Source organism: Desulforhabdus amnigena (genome assembly GCF_027925305.1).
Taxonomy (GTDB): domain Bacteria; phylum Desulfobacterota; class Syntrophobacteria; order Syntrophobacterales; family Syntrophobacteraceae; genus Desulforhabdus; species Desulforhabdus amnigena.
Genome location: NZ_BSDR01000001.1, coordinates 2356164 through 2375848, shown reverse-complemented (window position 1 = coordinate 2375848; position 19685 = coordinate 2356164). Strand labels below are relative to the sequence as shown.

17 protein-coding genes, 2 tRNA genes and 1 riboswitch are annotated in these 19685 nt (G+C 51.6%); of the genes, 12 read left to right on the top strand and 7 right to left on the bottom strand.

Annotated elements, in window-relative coordinates; all coding sequences use genetic code 11:
• Nucleotides 1–90: 90 nt before the first annotated feature.
• Nucleotides 91–972 carry a sirohydrochlorin cobaltochelatase gene (locus QMG16_RS10150; protein ID WP_281793979.1) on the bottom strand — a complete coding sequence of 294 codons (882 nt, stop codon included), beginning with the start codon at nucleotides 970–972 and terminating at the stop codon, nucleotides 91–93.
• A gap of 139 nt (nucleotides 973–1111) precedes the next feature.
• A riboswitch (cobalamin riboswitch) is annotated at nucleotides 1112–1296 on the bottom strand.
• Between the two features lie 244 nt (nucleotides 1297–1540).
• On the opposite strand from QMG16_RS10150, the gene QMG16_RS10145 reads away from it, so the two are divergent.
• The gene (locus QMG16_RS10145; RefSeq protein ID WP_281793977.1) at nucleotides 1541–1999 is read left to right on the top strand and encodes a cyclic nucleotide-binding domain-containing protein; all 459 of its coding nucleotides are present in this window, start codon (nucleotides 1541–1543) and stop codon (nucleotides 1997–1999) included.
• A 237-nt stretch (nucleotides 2000–2236) separates the two neighbouring features.
• Here QMG16_RS10145 and QMG16_RS10140 read toward each other — a convergent pair whose 3' ends face one another.
• From QMG16_RS10140 to QMG16_RS10125, 4 genes are all read right to left on the bottom strand, one after another.
• Nucleotides 2237–5005, bottom strand: a complete 2769-nt coding sequence (locus QMG16_RS10140; RefSeq protein WP_281793974.1) for a DNA translocase FtsK — start codon at nucleotides 5003–5005, stop codon at nucleotides 2237–2239.
• Between the two features lie 215 nt (nucleotides 5006–5220).
• Nucleotides 5221–5376 (bottom strand): hypothetical protein, encoded by a 156-nt coding sequence (locus QMG16_RS10135; RefSeq protein ID WP_281793972.1) that lies wholly within the window; start codon nucleotides 5374–5376, stop codon nucleotides 5221–5223.
• A gap of 411 nt (nucleotides 5377–5787) precedes the next feature.
• Nucleotides 5788–6357, bottom strand: a complete 570-nt coding sequence (locus QMG16_RS10130) for a hypothetical protein (protein WP_281793970.1) — start codon at nucleotides 6355–6357, stop codon at nucleotides 5788–5790.
• A 675-nt stretch (nucleotides 6358–7032) separates the two neighbouring features.
• Entirely contained in the window at nucleotides 7033–7794 is a 762-nt protein-coding gene (locus QMG16_RS10125; RefSeq protein WP_281792066.1) for an IS5 family transposase, read from the bottom strand.
• A 94-nt stretch (nucleotides 7795–7888) separates the two neighbouring features.
• On the opposite strand from QMG16_RS10125, the gene QMG16_RS10120 reads away from it, so the two are divergent.
• From QMG16_RS10120 to QMG16_RS10080, 10 genes are all read left to right on the top strand, one after another.
• Nucleotides 7889–8212, top strand: coding sequence for a helix-turn-helix domain-containing protein (locus tag QMG16_RS10120; protein WP_281793968.1), 324 nt, complete (start codon nucleotides 7889–7891; stop codon nucleotides 8210–8212).
• A complete protein-coding gene (locus tag QMG16_RS10115; RefSeq protein WP_281793966.1) occupies nucleotides 8187–9026 on the top strand; it encodes an IS630 family transposase in 840 nt (279 codons plus the stop codon). Before QMG16_RS10120 ends, QMG16_RS10115 begins: the two co-directional genes overlap by 26 nt.
• 239 nt (nucleotides 9027–9265) lie before the next feature.
• Nucleotides 9266–9982: an O-methyltransferase gene (locus QMG16_RS10110; protein WP_281793964.1), complete on the top strand. Its 717-nt coding sequence runs from the start codon at nucleotides 9266–9268 to the stop codon at nucleotides 9980–9982.
• A 1-nt stretch (nucleotide 9983) separates the two neighbouring features.
• Entirely contained in the window at nucleotides 9984–10751 is a 768-nt protein-coding gene (locus tag QMG16_RS10105; RefSeq protein ID WP_281793962.1) for an SDR family NAD(P)-dependent oxidoreductase, read from the top strand.
• A 417-nt stretch (nucleotides 10752–11168) separates the two neighbouring features.
• Nucleotides 11169–12389, top strand: coding sequence for an MFS transporter (locus QMG16_RS10100; protein ID WP_281793960.1), 1221 nt, complete (start codon nucleotides 11169–11171; stop codon nucleotides 12387–12389).
• Between the two features lie 590 nt (nucleotides 12390–12979).
• Nucleotides 12980–13055 (top strand) — tRNA-Ala (locus tag QMG16_RS10095).
• A gap of 142 nt (nucleotides 13056–13197) precedes the next feature.
• A complete protein-coding gene (locus tag QMG16_RS19575) occupies nucleotides 13198–13425 on the top strand; it encodes a helix-turn-helix domain-containing protein (RefSeq protein ID WP_373878669.1) in 228 nt (75 codons plus the stop codon).
• Nucleotides 13426–13526: 101 nt separating this feature from the next.
• Entirely contained in the window at nucleotides 13527–13934 is a 408-nt protein-coding gene (locus QMG16_RS10090) for a transposase (protein WP_281793958.1), read from the top strand.
• Nucleotides 13935–14320: 386 nt separating this feature from the next.
• Nucleotides 14321–15775, top strand: coding sequence for a glycosyltransferase family protein (locus QMG16_RS10085; RefSeq protein WP_281793956.1), 1455 nt, complete (start codon nucleotides 14321–14323; stop codon nucleotides 15773–15775).
• A 10-nt stretch (nucleotides 15776–15785) separates the two neighbouring features.
• On the top strand, nucleotides 15786–16901 hold the full coding sequence (locus tag QMG16_RS10080; protein ID WP_281793954.1) for a glycosyltransferase: 1116 nt from the start codon (nucleotides 15786–15788) through the stop codon (nucleotides 16899–16901).
• A gap of 249 nt (nucleotides 16902–17150) precedes the next feature.
• On the opposite strand, the gene QMG16_RS10075 is transcribed toward QMG16_RS10080, so the two are convergent.
• Nucleotides 17151–17227 (bottom strand) — tRNA-Met (locus QMG16_RS10075).
• A 464-nt stretch (nucleotides 17228–17691) separates the two neighbouring features.
• Here QMG16_RS10075 and QMG16_RS10070 point away from each other — a divergent pair.
• Nucleotides 17692–18975: a mechanosensitive ion channel family protein gene (locus tag QMG16_RS10070; RefSeq protein WP_281793952.1), complete on the top strand. Its 1284-nt coding sequence runs from the start codon at nucleotides 17692–17694 to the stop codon at nucleotides 18973–18975.
• Nucleotides 18976–19054: 79 nt separating this feature from the next.
• Here the strand turns inward: QMG16_RS10070 and hisB are convergent, their stop codons facing one another.
• Nucleotides 19055–19651, bottom strand: a complete 597-nt coding sequence (gene hisB / locus QMG16_RS10065; protein ID WP_281793950.1) for an imidazoleglycerol-phosphate dehydratase HisB — start codon at nucleotides 19649–19651, stop codon at nucleotides 19055–19057.
• Nucleotides 19652–19685 lie beyond the last annotated feature (34 nt).

The window sequence follows — 19685 nt, the reverse complement described above, 5'->3', positions numbered from 1 at the left end:
CAAAATTTTCTCCGTGCCATCCGTGTCTCCGTGGTGAATAACGAGATACCGGAATCCGCCAACTCCCTTGAGCGGATCGCAGCCCTCTTTTCAAAAATGAGCAAAAGCGGCAGCGAGATGATCCAGCCATATCTCGACAATCTCAGGGTATTCGGCCGTGCCCTTCAAAACGGCCTCGCTCGCGATGCCGTTCTTGGTGAGAACCGACTTCCAGCTGTCCGGCTCGTCTCCCGCCATGTCGTTTCGCGCATGATCACCCGCTACGAGCATAAACGGCATGAGATAAACCTTTTTCACTTTTCGTTCAGTGAGTTTCGGCAAAAGGTCATCCAGGGCCGGGTACCCTTCCACAGTGCCTACGAACACGTTGGGATCGAGTTCCTGAAAAATTTGGTTCATTGCCAGGTACAAGGCGTCGGCTGGATGCTTTTCACTGCCGTGGCCCATGAGAAGAACCGCTTCTTCCGGTTTTCTGCTGGCCGGAATATGTTTGATCATGGCTTTTGCCGCTCTTTCCATGTCTTCCTTGGAGGAAAGCAGGGGCCGTGCGATTAGTATTTTCTCAAAACCTCCCGACATCTCCTGGAAGCAATGAGCGTTCTGGTAGAGATCGTGGAACTCGATTCCGGGAATAGTGTGCAAGGAAAGGATGGCGCAATGGGTGTAATTTTCGTTCATGAGCTTTGCCAGAGCCACTTCGGGGGAATCCATGATCTTGCCCTGCTTGGCCAGTTTGGCTCGAATGATACCGGATGTATAAGCCCATCGGATCTCAACACCCGGAAAGCGTTTTCTGGCTTCAGCGTCAATCACGTCAAACGCCTTTTGGGCTTCGGGTACGCTTGTTCCAAAGGCTACCAGCAAAATCGCCTTCTTTTCAGCCCTCTTTTCCCCATGGCCGGCAAAGGCATTGACACTCAAAGTACTCAAGAAAACGAGCAGGCCCATTAGAAACAGCCATTTTTGCAGCATTTCGAAATCCTCCCTTTTGTTTTCGGTTCATTGCAAGCGCGGCAAGGCAAAAAAAAAATCCTTAGAGCTGAATACTCTAAGGATTGCACCCTGGTTCACTTAGTCCTCGATCAGGTCATCGGATATCTCCACGCACCGATTTCCAAAGCAACATCAGGCAGGTCTTCTGACTTGCGGATCATTCTACTCTCCGAACCTTCCCATCCCGCTTTGAACGGACAGTGGCTCCTACGGATTTCGTCCCCGGTAACAGCGGCGGGACCGTTCCCGAATTTCACGGGATTCCCTTTTAAACCAAGCGGCACCTGACATCCATATTGTTTATACGGCATCATCTATACGAGATACTGTCAGATATGTCAACAATCATTCATGTACCTTATGGAAAAGCAGGCAGGACAATACCTCGACAAAGTTCCCTGGTTCATTGTTTCAGCTTCACATGCCATTGCGCGTTCATCTCTAAGCGATTATCGTAAGACAATAGTTAGGAAAGTATTTTAGGGACGACCTTGAATTCCTGAGACAAGACTGAAGTTATTCCACAACTGCAAAGAGGAGACAGGTTATGACGGAGCTTCTGCGAGAAATGTTGGAACACCCCCTCTTTAAAGATCTCAACATTGGAAACATCGAAAAGCTTGCCAATTGTGCTTCTGAAAAAGACTTCGGGGCCGGAAGTGTCATTTTTGAGGAAGGTGGAGAGGCTGACCGGCTTTATCTCATTCGCAGCGGCAAGGTTGCCATTGATCTCCCGCTGCCGAATCGAACCCCATTGACAATCTACACCATCGAAGGGGGGGGAGTTGTCGGCTGGTCATGGCTTTTCCCGCCCTACAAGTGGCACTTCCAGGCCAGAGCTACGGAACCGACACAGACGATCTTGATCGATAGCAAATGCATCATGGATCTCTGTAAGAAGGATCATTCTTTTGGTTATGAAATGATGCAAAGGGTCTCTCACCTGATTCTTGAGCGATTGGAAGGAACCACGCAGCAGTTGGTAAATTCGTTCGATGTCCCCTAGAAATACCTCCCGGATATATCCTGTGGGTACGATCATTTATTTGTCGTGTTGAATCTTTGGGCGGGAACCGAAAAAAGAAATGCCCTTCGGTTCCCGTCTGCATCTGTTCGAGGGTGATCTGAAGGGCCTTTGGTCTTTGAAAATATCCGGCTATTGGCGCCTGACAATCTCTAAATTCTGCGCAGGCGCAAGCTGGGACGTTGGTGAATGGTCCGAGAAAGCATTGGCCATACCGGATTACTCTTGCCGTGCCGGCACCAAAACCGTCCGACTGCCATTGCTTTCCATCGGACTGACCAGGCCGGACGCCTCCATCTGCTCGACAAGCCGGGCGGCGCGGTTGTAGCCGATCCGCAGCTGGCGCTGAACGGCGGAGATCGATGCGCGGCGGGAGCTGATCACGAAGGCGACGGCATCATCGTATAGCGGATCAGACTCGTCGCCGAACCGATCCACCTCCGTTCCTCCATCCTCGGCATCCGCCATTCCATCGAGTACGCCATCCACATAGTGTGGCTCGCCGAACTGCTTCAGATGTTCGGCCACGGCATACACCTCATCGTCCGCCACAAAAGCGCCATGCACGCGCTGCGGATAGCCGGTGCCAGGCGGCAGGTAGAGCATGTCCCCCTGTCCCAGCAGGCATTCCGCGCCCATCTGGTCGAGAATGGTGCGGCTGTCGATCTTGGACGAAACCTGAAAAGCGATGCGGGTCGGAATGTTGGCCTTGATCAGCCCCGTAATGACATCGACCGAAGGACGCTGCGTAGCAAGGATAAGATGGATGCCGGCGGCCCGCGCTTTCTGGGCCAGGCGGGCGATCAATTCCTCGATCTTTTTCCCCGACACCATCATCAGATCGGCGAGTTCGTCGACCACCACCACAATGTAGGGGAGGGGCGAAAGCGGCGCAGGGTCGTCCTGAGCCGGGGAGAAAGTATCAACCAGCGGCTCTCCGGCGTCGATGGCTTCGCGTACCTTTTGATTATAGCCCGCCAGATTGCGAACCCGGAGCCCACTCATCAGATGATAGCGCCGCTCCATCTCCCCCACGCACCAGCTGAGCGCGTTGGCCGCAAGCTTCATGTCCGTTACCACAGGAGCCAGCAGATGAGGGATGCCATCGTAGATCGACAACTCCAGCATCTTCGGATCGATCATCACGAAGCGCACCTCGTCGGGTGTCGCCCTGTACAACAGAGACAGGATCATGGCGTTCACACCGACCGATTTGCCCGAACCGGTCGTTCCTGCCACCAGGATGTGCGGCGCCTTGGCCAAATCCGCCACCACCGGTGCGCCGATGATGTCCTTGCCGAGCGCCATGGCCAGTTTTGATGTATGAGACTGGAAAATCTCGGACGATAAAACCTCCGAAAGGCGAATCATCTGACGGTGCGGATTGGGCAGTTCCAGCCCCATGCATGTCTTGCCCGGAATGGTTTCGACCACGCGAATGGATGCCACCCCCAGGACGCGGGCCAAGTCCTTCATCAGGCTCACCACCTGCCCGCCGCGTACCCCTACGGCCGGCTGTACCTCATAACGTGTGATGACGGGGCCGGCATAAGCGTCCTGAACGTTCACCTTGACGCGGAATTCGGCGAGCTTTTCCTCGATCAGGATGCCGCCGTTGATCAGGTCGTCCTGACTCATTGACGCGACCGCCAAATCGGCGGGGTGAAGCAGCGAAACAGGCGGCAGGCACACCTCGTCATGGAATTCAGATTGGACAGGGTTGCCTCGGTTGCCCGCCGCAAGGGGTGCGCACAACACTCCCGGCACAGGCCCGCCCGCCGCGAGGTCAAGAGCATGTGGATCCGCTGGAAATTTCTGCGCATCGTTTTGGAATGATACCGCCGGGCAAGGAAGCCCGTCCGGTTTAAGTATCGGCTTGTACGGGTTTGCCGGGGTAAGGGTATAAGAGTCCTTCACCTTGCCGATGTCCGGTTCGCCGCTCGGAACCGCGCTGACCAGGCCCCCATTGGACACGCCTGTCGTCGGCACCCTGGAGTCACTTGCCGGGAGAGTTCGGTCAGATGGCGCCACCGGCGGATGCGGTGGCCTTGTTTTTACGAGCGGCTTCGCGCCTTCCACGACTCGCCCCGGGAGTTTCTCCTGTGAACCGCAACGGGCGGCATCGATGGTCAGTTTCGGACCACTGCCCGGATTACAGGCAGGCCGACATCCCCTGGCGGCCTCTCCAACCGTCATTCCTGCAAACCTCGACGACCCGGCGGGCATGACGGGCTTTGGAGCGGGAGCGTCGACGCGCCCGCTGTGGGTACCGGAGCCGGCCCCGCGCAGGCTTTCCTCGGGCGTATCAGAAGAGGTCTTCCGGGTGCTGCCGGACAGTCTCTCGCCATAGACCGCCATTAGCCGTCGGCGGATCTCCTCGATATCTATCGTGACCGGCGGCCCCTTGGCGGAATGCGGTTCGGACGCCGGTGTTCGATCGGCAAGCCCTTTGCCTCGATACCTTTTCTCCAGGTTTTCCAATATTGATGGAAGATCAATCACCTCCTCCGGTTCAGCCCGTGGGATCGACTTCTCGTGTTCCCCTCCCGCCGCCATACCGTCGGTAGCCAGGCGGAAACTGTTTTGCGGACGCAATGTGGCTTCTATCGACGTTTCCCGCGCGCGGGCCTGTAACGACCATGAATGAAAAGCAAACGGCCGGCACAATGTATCCTCCGCCGACACCTCCTGTGTATGCCCGATGGGACCTTCGACCGGGGTGCTCTGCGTGCCGTCTTCGTGCAAAAGTAAAGATTCACTCTCTTCCTCTTTTTTCGAGGAGGGAGAATGAGCGCCCGAGTGCAACAAACGCGACGGCACCAGGTTTGCTGATTTCAGACAGCTTCCCAAAGGTTCCAGAATATTTCGCCACGACCGCCCCAACCAGAACGGAAGACCGATCCCCAGCCCGAATCCCGCCAACGCCAGCCCAACCCAGGGAGACCAGGGCACCAGCATCATTGCGGCGATCACGCATGCCAGGCCCAATCTCCACCACTGTTTACCTGAATTCCTACTGAAATCCATCACCGTACCAATTTATTCGCCAGGCAAGTGGATCACCGACGTGCGCTTCGGCATAGAGCCGCAACACGGCCTGTGAAAGAGAACTTGCCGAAAATGGCAGGGCAGAAGGATTCCTATCCCTGCCACTGCAATCATTCAAAAGATGCGCAAGACACGCAAGAAATATATGGCCTGCGTTATCGACCGGTACGCGGTTGAGATGCAGCGCCCTGAGAGGTGGACCCGGTCGAGGTTGTTCCAGATCCAGTGGTTCCCTGATTTTGCCCTCCTTCGGCAAACACCACGCCGGTGGTAAGAAGAAGGGCCAGCATCACAACAAGCAGTGTTCTCATATCGTTCACTCCCTTTTGATAGTTTTATGGAATATTGCAGCAGGCTTCCAACTATAGTGGCCCTGCATCTGTAAAGCAACGGTATTTACAGAGGCGGGCCCGGCCAAGGAAGTGCCCTGCCTATTGCGTGTCTATTATAATGGATCATGGAGCAACTTCATGGTGAACGACACGTCCGGCAGTGCGAATACATATGGGTTGGCACCCTCCACGCTCGAATACCAGGCAATCGCGAAGGCGGTGCGTGGGTAGCTCTCGCGGACCCGTTTCACCAGCGTCCGCGCATTCCAGGTCGACCCGTTGGCGTTGGTACAGCGGGTCGCAAGCGTAATGTCCGCCAGTACCGGTTGCCCCATCACCCGATATGCGGGAGCGGCGTTTGTTGGTGTAGCCGTAAGTAGAGCAAAGGAGTTATTTTGCCATCGCTGCGCGTTTGATCGCAAAGTTCAATGCACCTTTGCACTCATTGGCTACCATTTCGGGTTCGGCGTTTCTCCACTCCGCCACTGCTTTTTGCGCGAGCTCTTGGCTAATAGCGCTGTTTCGTATCTTGTGGGTCAGCATTTCGGAGATTGTGCCTCCATCCTTTCGCCTCAGTCCTTCAAGGAGTCGAGTCTGAAAGATTAGCTTATCCTCAATCTTCTTTGCCAACACTTCAATGGTGGAATTGCCTCTCAACTCACCCGCTATCACATCAGCCACCTCATGCGCCATCGCCATCACAAAAAGATCTTCGAGCTGTGACGCCTGTTCACGAGTAAGCAGGCTCTGTTGGGCAGCAACAATCTCTCCGAGTGAGGCAACTGATTGGCGGAGTTGCTCATACCGTTCGGCCTCCTTGGGCTGCATTACGAGTACGTAATAGAGCACAAGAAAAACGGCAAGGCCAAAAGTGCCAACGAGTTGAACAGCAACTGCCCAGCTTTTCGGCAGACCGGCGATACCAGTTTCATTGGATGTTGTATGGTCTTCATCGGGCATACGCTCTCCTTTGCTGTTTTCGGACTAATGTAAAAGATATACTCCGCCCGGATGAGATCCTGACTTCTTGATGATCCTGTAGGAGTGGCTTCCAGCCGCGATAGAAATAGCCGGCTCTCAATAGAATTGCAGCTAAAAATCAAGATCTTAACCGTTCGCAGTATACAATACCTCCCTCTTATGCTGAACTCTTGGGCTCGGATGTTTGGTATCTCTCATAGTCCAAATTCTCGATGGTCTCGGGGCTGAATTTGACTCGAATCATGGCGCTATCCCTCCTGTTTGGATTCTTCATGGGAAGAGGGTAATCACCATGCATCGCAATGTCCAACTCTTATCCATTCACAGTATATATTGCCCCAAAGGAGAAGCTCGAAGGCCGAGAAAGTATCATCTTTGCCCAACGCGATCGCAAGTTCGATATCTCCCCCGAGCGCAGGCTTATCCATCGCATAGAAAGGGACTGGGTCATCAATGATTGACCGGCAAGCTCATCCCCGGTTAATGTTGCTGCATCCGGCGAAGCGGACACGCTGGAGAGCGACTCGCTGGGGGATAACCGGCTGGGGGTGGCGACGGATGACCATCAGGGGGGAGCAAACCCGCCCCTCGCTAAGTACTCCAGCGCGATAATTACGCAACCAGATTTGTTCAACCCTAGGTTCTGTTGACATTTCACCTCAACCAGATGAGAGCTGCGACAAAGCCAAGAAAGCCCAAGAAGCTTCTGTCGAGCTTGTCGAATCTGGAGAAAATGCGTCTGAAATGTTTGATCTTGCTCATAAAGCACTCGATCAGATGTCGTTCGCGGTAGCGGCATTGGTCGTATTCGCGGGGCTCTTTGCGATTGGACCGGGGTGGAATCACAGCAGTAGCTCCAGATTGGGTGATCGCCTGGACGAAGGCATCCGAATCATAGCCCTTGTCTCCCAGTGCATGAGCGAAGGTGAAGCCCTCGATAAGAGCCGGTCCCTGTTCGATGTCACTCTTCTGACCGGGAGTGAGAATGAACCTCAGGGGATTTCCCAAGCCATCTACCGCTACGTGGATCTTGGTGGAAAAACCTCCTCGGCTGCGCCCGAGAGCCTGTGTCTCTTGTCCACCGGATCTTTTGAGGGCTCCGGCAGCACAGGGATGGGCACGAACAATGGTGCTGTCAAACATGAAGTTCTCCATATCGGGATCATCTATGAAGTGCTCGTGCATTCTGGAGAAGATACCCTTGTTACACCAGCGGGCGAATCGTTTATAGACACTGTTCCAGTTACCGAATTTCTCCGGGAGCAGTCTCCACTGAGCACCACTTCGTGTAATCCAAAGGAGTGCCTCAATGAAAAGACGGCAATCACCTTCTTCTCCTACGTAAACATCCACACAGGAGCGAAGGAATTGGAGGATCTTCAACCATGTTTCATCTTGTAGTAGTGCTGTTGACATCTATTAATTAGAACCCAAATGTCAACAGAACCTAAGAGGTTCCAGGCATGTTAAAATTAAATAAGAAGGCAACAAACAGGAGAGGAGTACAACCATGCCTGGACCTCAACACAAATACTGCATCTACATTCCTCCAGAGAAACGGAAAGTATTGAAACATCTGAGAGTGAGCTACACAAAACCCTATGCGGAGGTTGTAAGGGCTCGTATCCTCCTCCTATCGCATGAGCACCCGGAATGGAGCATCCGGCAGATCGCTGATGAAGTCGGATGCAGGCCATCCACCGTTAAGAAGTTCCGCAACAGATGGGTCAATGAAGGTAGCCTCAAAAACCACCCCCCGACCCGGAGCCCCAAGAAAGCATCCTTCTGCCGTGAGGGCTCAGATCACCTTGTTGGCCTGTTCGAAACCGTGTGATCATGGCAAGCCATGGCAACGCTGGTCTGGAGAGAAGCTTTGTCAAGTCGCCAAAGAAAAAGGAATCGTCAGCCACATTGCCCCGAGCACTATTCGTCTTTGGCTGAAACAGGACAAGATCAAACCCTGGCAATATCATCTATGGCAAAAATCTCCTGATCCAAAATTCGTTGAGAAAGCGTCTCCAGTCCTGGATCTCTATGAGAACGCTCCCCAGTTGTTCCAGCAGGGTGAAGCTTCCGTTTGTATCGATGAGAAGACCTCCATTCAAGCAAGAAGACCTCTTCACGAGACCAAACCCGCCATAGCCGAACACCCCGTTCACGTGGCATCCCGATACAAACGGATGGGAGCATTACAGCTGTTTTGTGCTCTTATCGTCGCCAATGGAATCACCTTCGCCCGTACCTTCGCTCGCAAGCGCTTCGCGGAGTTCAAAACCTTTCTTCTGAGTTTCTTTTCTTCAGCCATTGTCAAGGGATTCAAGGTTATTGATCTCATTCTGGACAATGGCTCTACGCATGCACCCAAACAACTGGGCAAATGGATTGCTTCTCTCAACCTTTCTTTTAATGTTCGTATCTACTGGCTTCCCACATATGCCAGTTGGCTCGATCAGGTTGAGATCATCTTCAGTAAGGTTACAAGGGATGTACTCACTCCCAACGACTTCAACGACAAAAAGGAGCTTTCACAAATGCTTATGGGTTACTTTGATGAGCTCAACAGACATCCAAAACCCATAAAGTGGACCTATACGAAAACAAAGCTCGTGGCCAAGTTCGCTCCAAAATCCGTGCAAATGGCCGCGTAATTAGTGCGTTGGGGTACTAAGCTCCCATGAACAACGTCCGGAACTTCTCCCCTATGCCTTATAAACTCCGGCAGCGTGGGGGGCAGAACGCTCCACACGCTCCCGGTTCCCAATATCTTCTACCGACAGTAGCTTATTTTGTGAAGGCAAAAATCCATTTCTCACTGAACCAAGATAAACCCTTTTAAGGTGATTAGAATATTTTAAAAGGTATTGTAAAATTCAGGGAGGAATACACTGTGAGCCCCAAAAACACTCAAGATTCCGACATGCGAGCAGATACCTCTGCGGGTATCTACAGCTTCATGGATATTGTGGCCAAGCAAGCAGAGGAATATGCTGCGGCTCATACATCGCCCATGTCCATGCTCCTTGAGGAGATTGAACTCTTTACCCTGACAAGAACTCCCTATCCCAGTATGCTCACCGGACGAGTTGAGGGTCGGTTCCTGCAACTAATGGTTCAACTATCAGGCGCTCGGCACATCGTTGAAATCGGTACTTTTACCGGCTATTCGGCCCTTGCCATGGCCGAGAAACTTCCTCACGACGGGGAAATTCTGACCATCGAGCATAATCCTCTTCACGCAAAGATCGCGCAGGATTTCTTCGACAGGAGCCCTGACGGCTTCAAGATCACGTTGCGCATCGGTGAAGCGCTGGAAGTCTTGAAGACCCTGCCGGATGCCAAAACCGACTTTGTCTTCATTGACGCCGACAAAGAAAACTACAGTACATATTACAGGGAATCGATGCGGATCTTACGAAAAGGCGGCTTGATCCTTGCCGATAATGCTCTGTGGTATGGCAGGATTTTCGATCCAAAAGACGATGAAAGCCTGGCAATGGCAGACTTCAATGAGCTGGTAAGAGCAGACGACCGGGCCGAAAAGCTGTTCCTTACAATTCGTGACGGGATTTACCTGATCAGGAAACGTGTCAACTTAGGAGGATAAGATGAACCTTACAGGTAAGGAAGCATTGATCGTTGGCGGCGGGAGCGGGATAGGGCTAGCAACTGCCAAGATGCTGACTGAAGCAGGAGTTGCGGTGACATTGGTGGGGCGCAGTCTAGAAAAATTGGAGCATGCGCGTGAGACATGCAAAGACTTCGGCAGAGTACACACATTTCAGAGTGACCTCACAAGAAAAGAGGATCTCGAAAGACTGATACGCCATATAAAGATGAACATGAAGGATTTAAAATACCTGGTAAATGCAGCCGGCGTGTTCTCTCCCAAACCCTTCCTCGATCATACCGATGATGATTATGACGCCTATATGGATTTAAACCGGGCCATGTTCTTTTTGACTCAGCAAGTAGCGAGGAACATGGTCGCAAACGGGGGCGGAGCCATTGTGAACATCGGTTCGATGTGGGCACATCAGGCCATCAAAGCCACGCCCTCTTCGGCCTACTCCATGGCTAAAGCAGGTCTTCACTCTCTGACCCAGCACCTGGCAATGGAACTCGCGGACAAGAATATCCGTGTCAACGCTGTGGCCCCTGCAGTGGTAGAGACACCAATATATACCGCATTTATAAAGCCTGAGGATGTTCATGCTGTCCTGCAGAGCTTCAACAATTTTCACCCGATTGGGCGAATTGGCACCCCCAAGGATGTCGCTTCTGTTATCGTGTTCCTGCTCTCCGAGGATGCCGCCTGGGTAACCGGTGCGATCTGGAACGTCGATGGCGGTGTCATGGCAGGCCGCAACCAGTAAGGATAAATTGAGGAGCTTTCACAAGATAAAATTAGATATACTGCCTGGATGACTTTCATAAAAGATCTCATTAAGAAAAGGAGTTAAGGACGTTAAAAACGGTATTGAGTAAGATATAATGAAAAAATGTATTATGAATCCAGCCCAAAGAAGACTTTTTTAAGGGCAAGATATCTGGGGGGATCTCATTCCCGGCAAGGCTCACCGACTTCGGTATCCTATCAAAAGGATTCTTTTCCTCATCATTGTTATTGTTAGAGTGGTAAACTGAAAAAAATAATATTTAGATGACATTGAGCAGGTAGAATTTTGATCTACTGGATTTATTTATGCATCGATGATGCAAGACAGTCAAAAAACCTAATAAAATCATAGGGAATGCTCAATGTCAGTTAAAGCGCAAACAAAGGAATTTCTATGATAGGGCGTGTACAGACATTCAATATTCCAGCCGAAATCAAGGGTGATACGAGCTTCAAGGTTTTGGGGGCCATCAGCTTCTCACACTTTCTAAACGATATGATCCAGTCCTTGATCTTGGCGATTTATCCCCTCCTAAAAAGTGAATTTCAACTTAGTTTCGCGCAGATCGGCCTGATCACGCTGACCTATCAGATTACGGCATCCATGTTGCAACCGATAGTCGGGCTTTACACTGATCGATATCCTCAGCCCTATTCCTTGTCCATAGGGATGGGCTGTACTCTGTGCGGGTTGATCTCTCTGGCATTGGCTCCCAATTATGGCATTTTACTTACTGCGGCCGCCTTGGTGGGGATGGGTTCATCGATTTTTCATCCGGAATCTTCTCGAGTCGCTCGAATGGCCTCGGGCGGGCGATATGGTCTGGCGCAGTCCATCTTCCAGGTGGGGGGGAATGCAGGGACCTCTCTGGGGCCACTGCTGGCGGCTTTGATCGTCATTCCTCAGGGCCGGAACAGCGTGGCTTGGTTTTCCCTGGCCGCGCTGGCGGCCATTGGAGTGCTGTGGCAGGTGGGTGGATGGTACAAATGCCGACAAATCATGGCGACTCGGCAACCCCGGTCACATGCGTCTCCCCAAATGGCGCTTCCGGTGAGTATTGTGAAAAAGTCCTTCCTGATTCTGTTGGTCCTTATATTCTCCAAATTTTTCTATATGGCGAGCCTCAGCAGCTACTTCACTTTTTACCTTATTACCAAATTCCACCTTTCGGTGGCGTCCGCACAGATACACCTCTTCGTGTTCTTGTTTGCAGTAGCAGTGGGAACCCTTGTGGGCGGACCCGTAGGGGATCGGATCGGCAGAAAGCACGTGATATGGGCGTCAATTCTAGGTGTTGCACCGTTCACACTGCTGTTGCCCTATGTGAATCTGACCTGGACGGGGGTATTGTCATTTATCATTGGTCTGATTCTAGCGTCGGCTTTTTCAGCCATTCTGGTTTTCGCCCAGGAGCTTATTCCCGGTAAGGTGGGAATGGTCTCAGGGATGTTTTTTGGGCTCGCTTTCGGTATGGCCGGTATTGGTGCAGCGGTACTTGGAAAAATGGCCGACGCATATGGTATCGAGTACGTCTACCGAATCTGTGCTTACCTGCCTTTGCTGGGATTGCTGGCGGTGTTCCTGCCTGATATTCGGAAGGCGCCTCCCGCATAGAGCGGGGATGAACTCAGTATCGCTCGAAAATCGAAAGTGTACGAACCAATGCCGCTCCCTTTACCGTGGAAGTCGGAAACAGACTCAGAGCATCTCAGCATAAATATAAATGGCGGGCAGCCCTTGATGTGAGATATTTTTTTAGTACATGCCCATATAAATGGATACACAAAATCTCATCTCTCATTCCCACGATGGCGCATTGGCATTAATTCAAGGATTTGTATCTGGCATCTTTATGTATGCTATTGGTATTATTATGTAATTGTTTTAGGTTAACACTTGTGCGCGAAGGCGGGAATGACGGATGATAGATTGATCACCTATTTGCATGGAGCTGTACTGAGGGACGGTGGAAACGTAAAAGTTCATGGAAGTCTCTTATGTTGCCCTATTGCTTGCAGCAATTTTCATTTTGAAAAACCTACACCCCCTGCCCCCCTTCAAGGGGAGAATTTTTAGGATAAAATCCCCCTTTGAAGGGGGATCAAGGGGGATGTCGGAAATGCCAATATCATGAGAGACATCCAAAATGAGAATTGCTGATTGCTTGACACCTTCTGATGAAAACGGTATGTTGAATGTCAAGAGGGGATGTGGCTCAGTTGGGAGAGCGCTGCCTTCGCAAGGCAGAGGTCACGGGTTCGAATCCCGTCATCTCCACCAAATAAAATCAATGATTTAGCCCAATCTTGAAAGAGGTTGGGCTTCTGTTTTTGACTACTAACGTTCATGCCCAGATGTTAGCGAAAAGCAGCGTGGGGTTCTACGGGAGATCACAAGCTGCCGACACAGTGCACAAGGTGAGGTGCTGCGGGCCAGGATAATACTCAAGGCTGCATCCGATCTGCGCAATGAGCACATAGCACAAAGGCTTGGAACAAGTCGAAGAGCCGTCAAGCTATGGCGCAAGAGGTGGAGCCAGGCTAAAGAGGCACTAACCGAGGCGGAGAGAAAGGACGATGAAAAAGAGCAGTGTCGGGCGTTTTTTAAAATCAGGCGGATCTCAAACCTCATAGATCCCGCTACTGGTTGAACAATGAGAGAGCTGACAATCCCGAGGAGTTTGATAGAAAGGTTGAGAAGGTTTGTCAGCTCTACAAGAGCTCCCACAGTCTTCATGAAAAGGGAGTTCACGTGATCAGCACCGATGAGAAGACAGGCATTCAGGCTCTGGAGCGTGCCCATCCGACAAAGCCCCCAAAACCAGGACTTGTCGAAAGAGTTGAGCATGAGTACATCCGTCACGGAACCCAGTGCCTCATTGCCAACTTCGAAGTGGCAACCGGTCAGATCTTGGCTCCCTCAATCATCAAAGAGGATCTGGGCATCAAGGGAGAGAGCGGCATCCTCGAATCCATGGCCACTCGCACCCAGTTTCTTGAAGATTCCACCCATCGTATTCGTTTCGTCTATACTCCCAAGCACACTTCCTGGCTCAATCAGGTGGAGATCTGGTTCTCTATCCTGGTCAGGAGACTTCTCAAAAGAGGCAGCTTCAAATCCACTGAGGATTTGCGCCACTGGGATACCATCCTTTATTGAATATTTTAACAAAACCATGGCCAAGCCCTTCAATAGTTCCCGACCTGAAGGGATGTTCGGCCTTCAGGGAGACTCCACAAGAGGCATTCCAGGAGATTCAGGTGGCGGTTGACCTGTGGCTCGATGTTGCCCGGCGGGATTCCAAAGCAGTTCCAGAGACATCGCTGATGACGGCATAAAGAAAAACCCTTACCGGGGATAGACTACGTCTGATCAGCATGGCTGACAAGCGGGAAATCCTTGTCTGCTTTTCCGTCGAACAAGAAGACCCTCCGGAGGAATGAGTGTGAATGAAAAAGGTAGGAATAACAGTGGAGAGGTCATTGGATCTTTTCAGGCTGCTTCTGCAGTTTTGTGAAAACTGAATCGACCACCGGGATATAGTGATGAATCAACGCACTCATTTGGAAGAGAGGCACCTATACCTTCACCTCACCTATATCATCGTGTTTTCTTTACTGGCAATCGCCCTGCTGCTTCCATTCGTTCTTCAGGTGTCTCTCATCACCACTCCCAACTATAATGAGGGTTGGAATGCTTTTTTTGCGCTTAAAGCGATGCGCATGGAAAACCTGTACAGTTCTCCCGGAACTCTCGTTCAAAACAATTATCCTCCACTATCTTTCTATATCGTAGGTCTCATCGGAACGCTGATTGGGGATCAGGTTATTGCAGGCAGGCTCGTATCGCTTGCTTCTATGCTCATCGTATCGTTTAATATTTTCCTTTCCGTTTTCTTGATGACCCGTGATCGCTTTGCGTCAGTCCTTTCAGGGCTGTTATATCTTGCGATTATGGGTGCTTTTTTCAATGAATACATCGCAATGGACGATCCCCAGATGCTGGCCCATGCATTCATGACGAGTGCTCTGGTTGTGTTCTTGCGTGGCTGGGACCGCCGCATGGGGCTACCGCTGGTAGCTGCACTAGCTCTTGCTGCGGGCCTGACCAAGCATAGCATTCTGGCCTTTCCGATGGCAGCAACTCTTTTCATTCTGTACCGGGATCGGAAGGCCTTTCTGAGATGGATAGCCTGGAGCGTGCTCTTATTTGCCTGTGTTATGGCCGCTCTGCTGGCTTTATATGGATGGAGTATGGTCGAGAGCATCGTTTCTGCCCGGGTATACAGTATCGATAAGGTTCGATCGGGGGCTTTTGATCTTCTGGCGGGTCTGCAGATCCCCTTGGCTTTCTGGGTGATAGTCGCCTCGATGCGGGAAGGGGGCCGCTATGCTCTTTTGATCAGCTTGTATGCGTTTTTTGCCGCTGCGATAGGGCTCTTTTTCTATGGGGGTGAGGGTGCAGGCTACAATCAGTTGTTCGACCTCGTTATAGCTCTTGTGATAGGGTGTGGGGTCGGTCTATCTAATCTTAACCGGCTCCTTTCAACAAGAGAGTTCCCCGACCGAATTCTATTCCGTCGTACTCTCCCCCTGCTGCTCTTTCTAGGAGTCATCCTGGCTACTCCTGGCAATCTCAAAGACCCTTTTAGAGTATGGCATACGCTCAAGGATTTAGAAAAGCAGAACATTTCGGATATTCAATATCTGGCTTCCCACGAAGGGCCAGCCCTCTGTTCTTCGATAGTCCTTTGCTACTGGGCGGGCAAGGAATTTGAATTCGATCCATTTAATATAAAGCAGGCCGTTGCGATGGGAAAAATGGACCGGGAACAAGTCTACGAAAGACTGCGAGAGCAGTATTTCAGAGTCATTCAGCTCGAGTCGGGGCGGAACCGCGGAAGCGGCGATTTCATGGACGTATTTCTCGAGCTTATCGAGACCGGCTACAGAGTGGAGAGGGTCAGCGCAAACGGCTTTTTCTTTGTTCCTAAGCAGTGAGGACAGAACGATGAAAATCGTGATCATCATACCAACCTACAATGAGCGCAAAAACATCGGAACCTTGATTGATGAATTGCAGCGTCAGTTCTGCAAGATGGCTCACCACGAAATGAGTGTCCTGGTTGTTGATGACAACTCCCCGGACGGAACGGCCGAGATTGTTCTCAACCGGAGCGAGAAGTATGGCAATATTCATTTGCTCACAGGCGAGAAGGCAGGGCTCGGGGCTGCCTACATAAGGGGCATGGTCCACGCCCTCAACGGCATGAAAGCGGACGCGGTTTTCGAGATGGACGCCGACTACTCGCACAAACCCGAGGACGTCCCCCGTATGGTGCAAGCGCTGGACGAAGGGGCGGACTTTGTCATCGGGAGCCGATACGTCCGGGGCGGGAAGATCCCCGACGAATGGGGAATGCACCGGAAGATGAACTCAAGGGTCGGCAACTTCGTGGCCCGCTACGTGGCAGGGCTCAATAAGGTGAGGGACTGCACGGCGGGATTTCGCGCCATTCGGTCTTCACTCCTTCGCAAAGTGGATTTGAAGGGCTTAAGGGTGCAAGGGTACGCCTTCCAGGTGGCCCTGCTTCACGAAGCGGTGGTCAACGGCGGCAGGGTCAGGGAAATCCCCGTTGAGTTCATCGACAGAACGGTAGGGGAATCAAAGCTGGCTTTCTCGGACATTCTGGAATTCGTGATCAATGCGTGGTGGATACGCTACCAGAGTTCCAGGACTTTTCTCAAATTTGCAGCCGTAGGAGCCTCAGGCATTGTGGTAAACCTCGGCTGCTTCAGTATTCTTCTCAAATTGGACCTTAACAAGTATATCGCCTCCCCCATCGCAATCGAACTCTCCATCCTCTGGAATTTCCTCTTCAACAACTGCTGGACCTTCGGCTCGAGGGAAACCTGTACCAGGTTTTCGGTGAGAGGCATCAAGTTCAACCTCGTCTCCGTGCTCGCACTCGGGATCAGCTACAGTTCGTTCATGCTCCTGAACCTGCTCTTCCCGCAGGTGAATCCCGTCGTGCACCAGGGCGCAAGCATTGTGCCGGCAACACTTGTCAACTACTTTCTGAACTCCTACTGGACCTTCCGTAAACGCACGGAGAACGTCTCCTGAAGGCATCATGGAAGACTTGATCCAGCTCAAGAGCAAGGTCCAAAGGCTTGAATCCCTCTATGTAGCGGCACGGGAAAGAGGGAGATCCCTCCCAAAAACCTTAAAAATGTCTCCGGAGAGGTCTGAATACCGCTCTTTGAAAACTGAATATCGTTGTGCTCTCTAAAGTTTTATTTCCAGCGTGGGTGTGGGGAATAGTGTGAGGAACAAAAAAAGGGCTCATGGTCTCCCATAAGCCCTTGATTTTCCTGGTAGCGGGGAGAGGATTCGAACCTCTGACCTTCGGGTTATGAGCCCGACGAGCTACCGGACTGCTCCACCCCGCGATAACAAAATCAAAATAAGTCAGAATGCATATAATGTCAAGAACAATCACCTGATTATTTTGAACGGTGGGATTCGTCCATCAAACCTCGCTGGTGAACGGTTGAGACCCTCATTGATATTCTCGAAGCAATTGAATATATTCTCCGACCTCGGATAGGGGTTGCGCAAGAGTCGTTTGGGTGGAAGAATGTATGAGCCCATCGCCGGCTTTCTGCAGCGACGGAACTGGAGCCTGGGTGAACCCTGCAGGGAGCCTTCCGTAGCTTTGAGGCGCTTTGGATCAAGTCCTGCGAAATCGTTGTGATGTCTGTAACTGCATGCACGGGAGGAAAAGTTGATTTCTCGTAATAAATGGAGCTTAGGCCTTATCATTTTCATTTTATTTTTTGTTTTTTTCTCTTTCGGATCTTTTTCTCTTTCTTTTGCTCAGAATGCGACTGGAGCCCAGGAAAAAAAAGATGCAGTGAAAGAGAAGGAATCCGAAGCTCCGGTGAATCTCTTACCTTCTCCCAATGAGAGTCCTGTTCCCCTGCAGACTGAAAAGTTGGACCAGGCGGGGAAGATGCTTGGAAAGAAAATTGACGAGGTGGGGAAAGGGGCGTCACGTAAAGTCGGAAAATGGATTACCGCCAAGGCCTTCTGGGGAATCTCCTGGCTCAAGTTGATCTCCTGCCTGCTCCTGCTTGTTCTTGTGGTGCTGGTGGAACGCATGGTGAGATATTTTCTCTTGAGGAAACTCCAGCTCCAATCTGAAGATAAGAGAGCCGTCCAATGGTGGCGGCTGTTTCTCAAGGCGCTCTCCAAGCCCCTTTCCCTTTTCATCAGAATCTACGGGGTCTATTGGGCCCTCTCACCCATCCTCGGGTATTTCAATGCGGCCGATGGCAGCAATTATGTGCATCACGTGGCCAGCAAGGTTGCCGATCTCGGAGGAACCGTCGCGCTCTTTTGGTTCATTTACCGGTTTGTCAATGTAGTGGATTTGCAGCTCAGAAAATGGGCGGCGCAGACCGAGAGCACCATCGACGACATGCTGGTCCCTCTTGTGGGGAGAACCCTCAGAGTGTTTATCCTCATTATCGGCGGCATTATGGTCGTGCAGAACATGACGGGCATCGAAGTCGGCCCCCTCATCGCATCTCTCGGGATTGGAGGCCTCGCTTTTGCCCTGGCGGGGAAGGATTCCATCGCCAATTTTCTGGGGAGCCTCACCATTCTTCTGGACAAGCCTTTCCAGGTGGGGGAGCGCATCGCCATCGACAGCTACGACGGTTTTGTGGAAAATGTAGGGTTTCGGAGCACTCGAGTACGCACTCTGGCAGGGCACCTGGTTTCCATTCCCAACGAGAAAATCATCAATTCCACCCTGGAAAATATTGGGAAAAGGCCCTATCTGCGTTGGCAGACCAATCTTACCATCACTTATGATACTCCGCCTGAGAAGGTGGAACGGGCCGTTCACATCGTAGAGGGGATTCTTGAAAACCACGAGGGGATGCGAGAAGATCTTCCTCCCCGCGTTTACTTCAATGCCTTCAACGACTGGAGCCTCAACATTGCCGTTTTTGCCTGGTATCATCCTCCCAATTACTGGGATTACCAGGCCTGGATTCAAAAGACCTGTCTTGAAATCATGCGACGCTTCAAAGAGGAGGGAATCGAGTTCGCTTTTCCCAGCCAGACCGTCTATCACGTCAACGAAGAGAAGCACCTCGAATTACAGGTGCTTCGTGACAAGATCGTCTGACCGTTCCTTGGAGAGTCGGTTCTGAAATCTTCTCCGTGTCTCCGTGGTGAATAACGGGAGATTGGAATCCGCCAACTCCCTAAAGGGCCCCTTTGGATGAGGGGACGCCGCTACGCCTTTCGTCCATCCGGGTGGCCTGGTCCAGGGCACGGCCAAGTGCCTTGAAGATCGCTTCAAGGATATGGTGAGTGTTTTTTCCATAAGGAACCTGAATGTGCAGAGTGACTCCACCATGCTGACAGAATGCCCGTAAAAATTCCGGGACGAGCTCCGTTTCAAATTGCCCGACCCGTTCTGACAAGGGTGGAACCTGATAGACGAGGTAAGGGCGGTTGGAGAGATCCATAACCACGGAAGCACAGGTTTCATCCATGGGAACGATAGCATGCCCGTAGCGGCAAATGCCCTTGCGGTCTCCCAATGCACTGGAAAGGGCATCCCCGAGACAAATGCCGAGGTCTTCCACCGTATGATGCGCATCGATCTCCAGGTCACCCACGGCTTGAATCTTGAGATCGAAGAGTCCATGAACACTGAAGAGGGTCAGCATATGGTCCAGAAAAGGGACACCCGTTTTCAGATCAACAGATCCCTTTCCGTCCAGCACTAAGTCCAGCTGGATTTGAGTCTCTTTGGTCCTGCGGTCGATGGTGCCCCGGCGCAATTTTCCTGTCATAGATGTGATCCGTCCTTTGTCTTTCCCTGGTTTT

What these genes read in the sequence shown, in the direction of transcription:
- QMG16_RS10125 (WP_281792066.1), bottom strand. Translation starts at nt 7,794, where the DNA reads ATGTCAACAGCACTACTACAAGATGAAACATGGTTGAAGATCCTCCAA.
- QMG16_RS10100 (WP_281793960.1), top strand. Translation starts at nt 11,169, where the DNA reads ATGATAGGGCGTGTACAGACATTCAATATTCCAGCCGAAATCAAGGGT.
- hisB (WP_281793950.1), bottom strand. Translation starts at nt 19,651, where the DNA reads ATGACAGGAAAATTGCGCCGGGGCACCATCGACCGCAGGACCAAAGAG.
- QMG16_RS10145 (WP_281793977.1), top strand. Translation starts at nt 1,541, where the DNA reads ATGACGGAGCTTCTGCGAGAAATGTTGGAACACCCCCTCTTTAAAGAT.
- QMG16_RS10135 (WP_281793972.1), bottom strand. Translation starts at nt 5,376, where the DNA reads ATGAGAACACTGCTTGTTGTGATGCTGGCCCTTCTTCTTACCACCGGC.
- QMG16_RS10130 (WP_281793970.1), bottom strand. Translation starts at nt 6,357, where the DNA reads ATGCCCGATGAAGACCATACAACATCCAATGAAACTGGTATCGCCGGT.
- QMG16_RS10120 (WP_281793968.1), top strand. Translation starts at nt 7,889, where the DNA reads ATGCCTGGACCTCAACACAAATACTGCATCTACATTCCTCCAGAGAAA.
- QMG16_RS10080 (WP_281793954.1), top strand. Translation starts at nt 15,786, where the DNA reads ATGAAAATCGTGATCATCATACCAACCTACAATGAGCGCAAAAACATC.
- QMG16_RS10150 (WP_281793979.1), bottom strand. Translation starts at nt 972, where the DNA reads ATGCTGCAAAAATGGCTGTTTCTAATGGGCCTGCTCGTTTTCTTGAGT.
- QMG16_RS10105 (WP_281793962.1), top strand. Translation starts at nt 9,984, where the DNA reads ATGAACCTTACAGGTAAGGAAGCATTGATCGTTGGCGGCGGGAGCGGG.
- QMG16_RS10085 (WP_281793956.1), top strand. Translation starts at nt 14,321, where the DNA reads ATGAATCAACGCACTCATTTGGAAGAGAGGCACCTATACCTTCACCTC.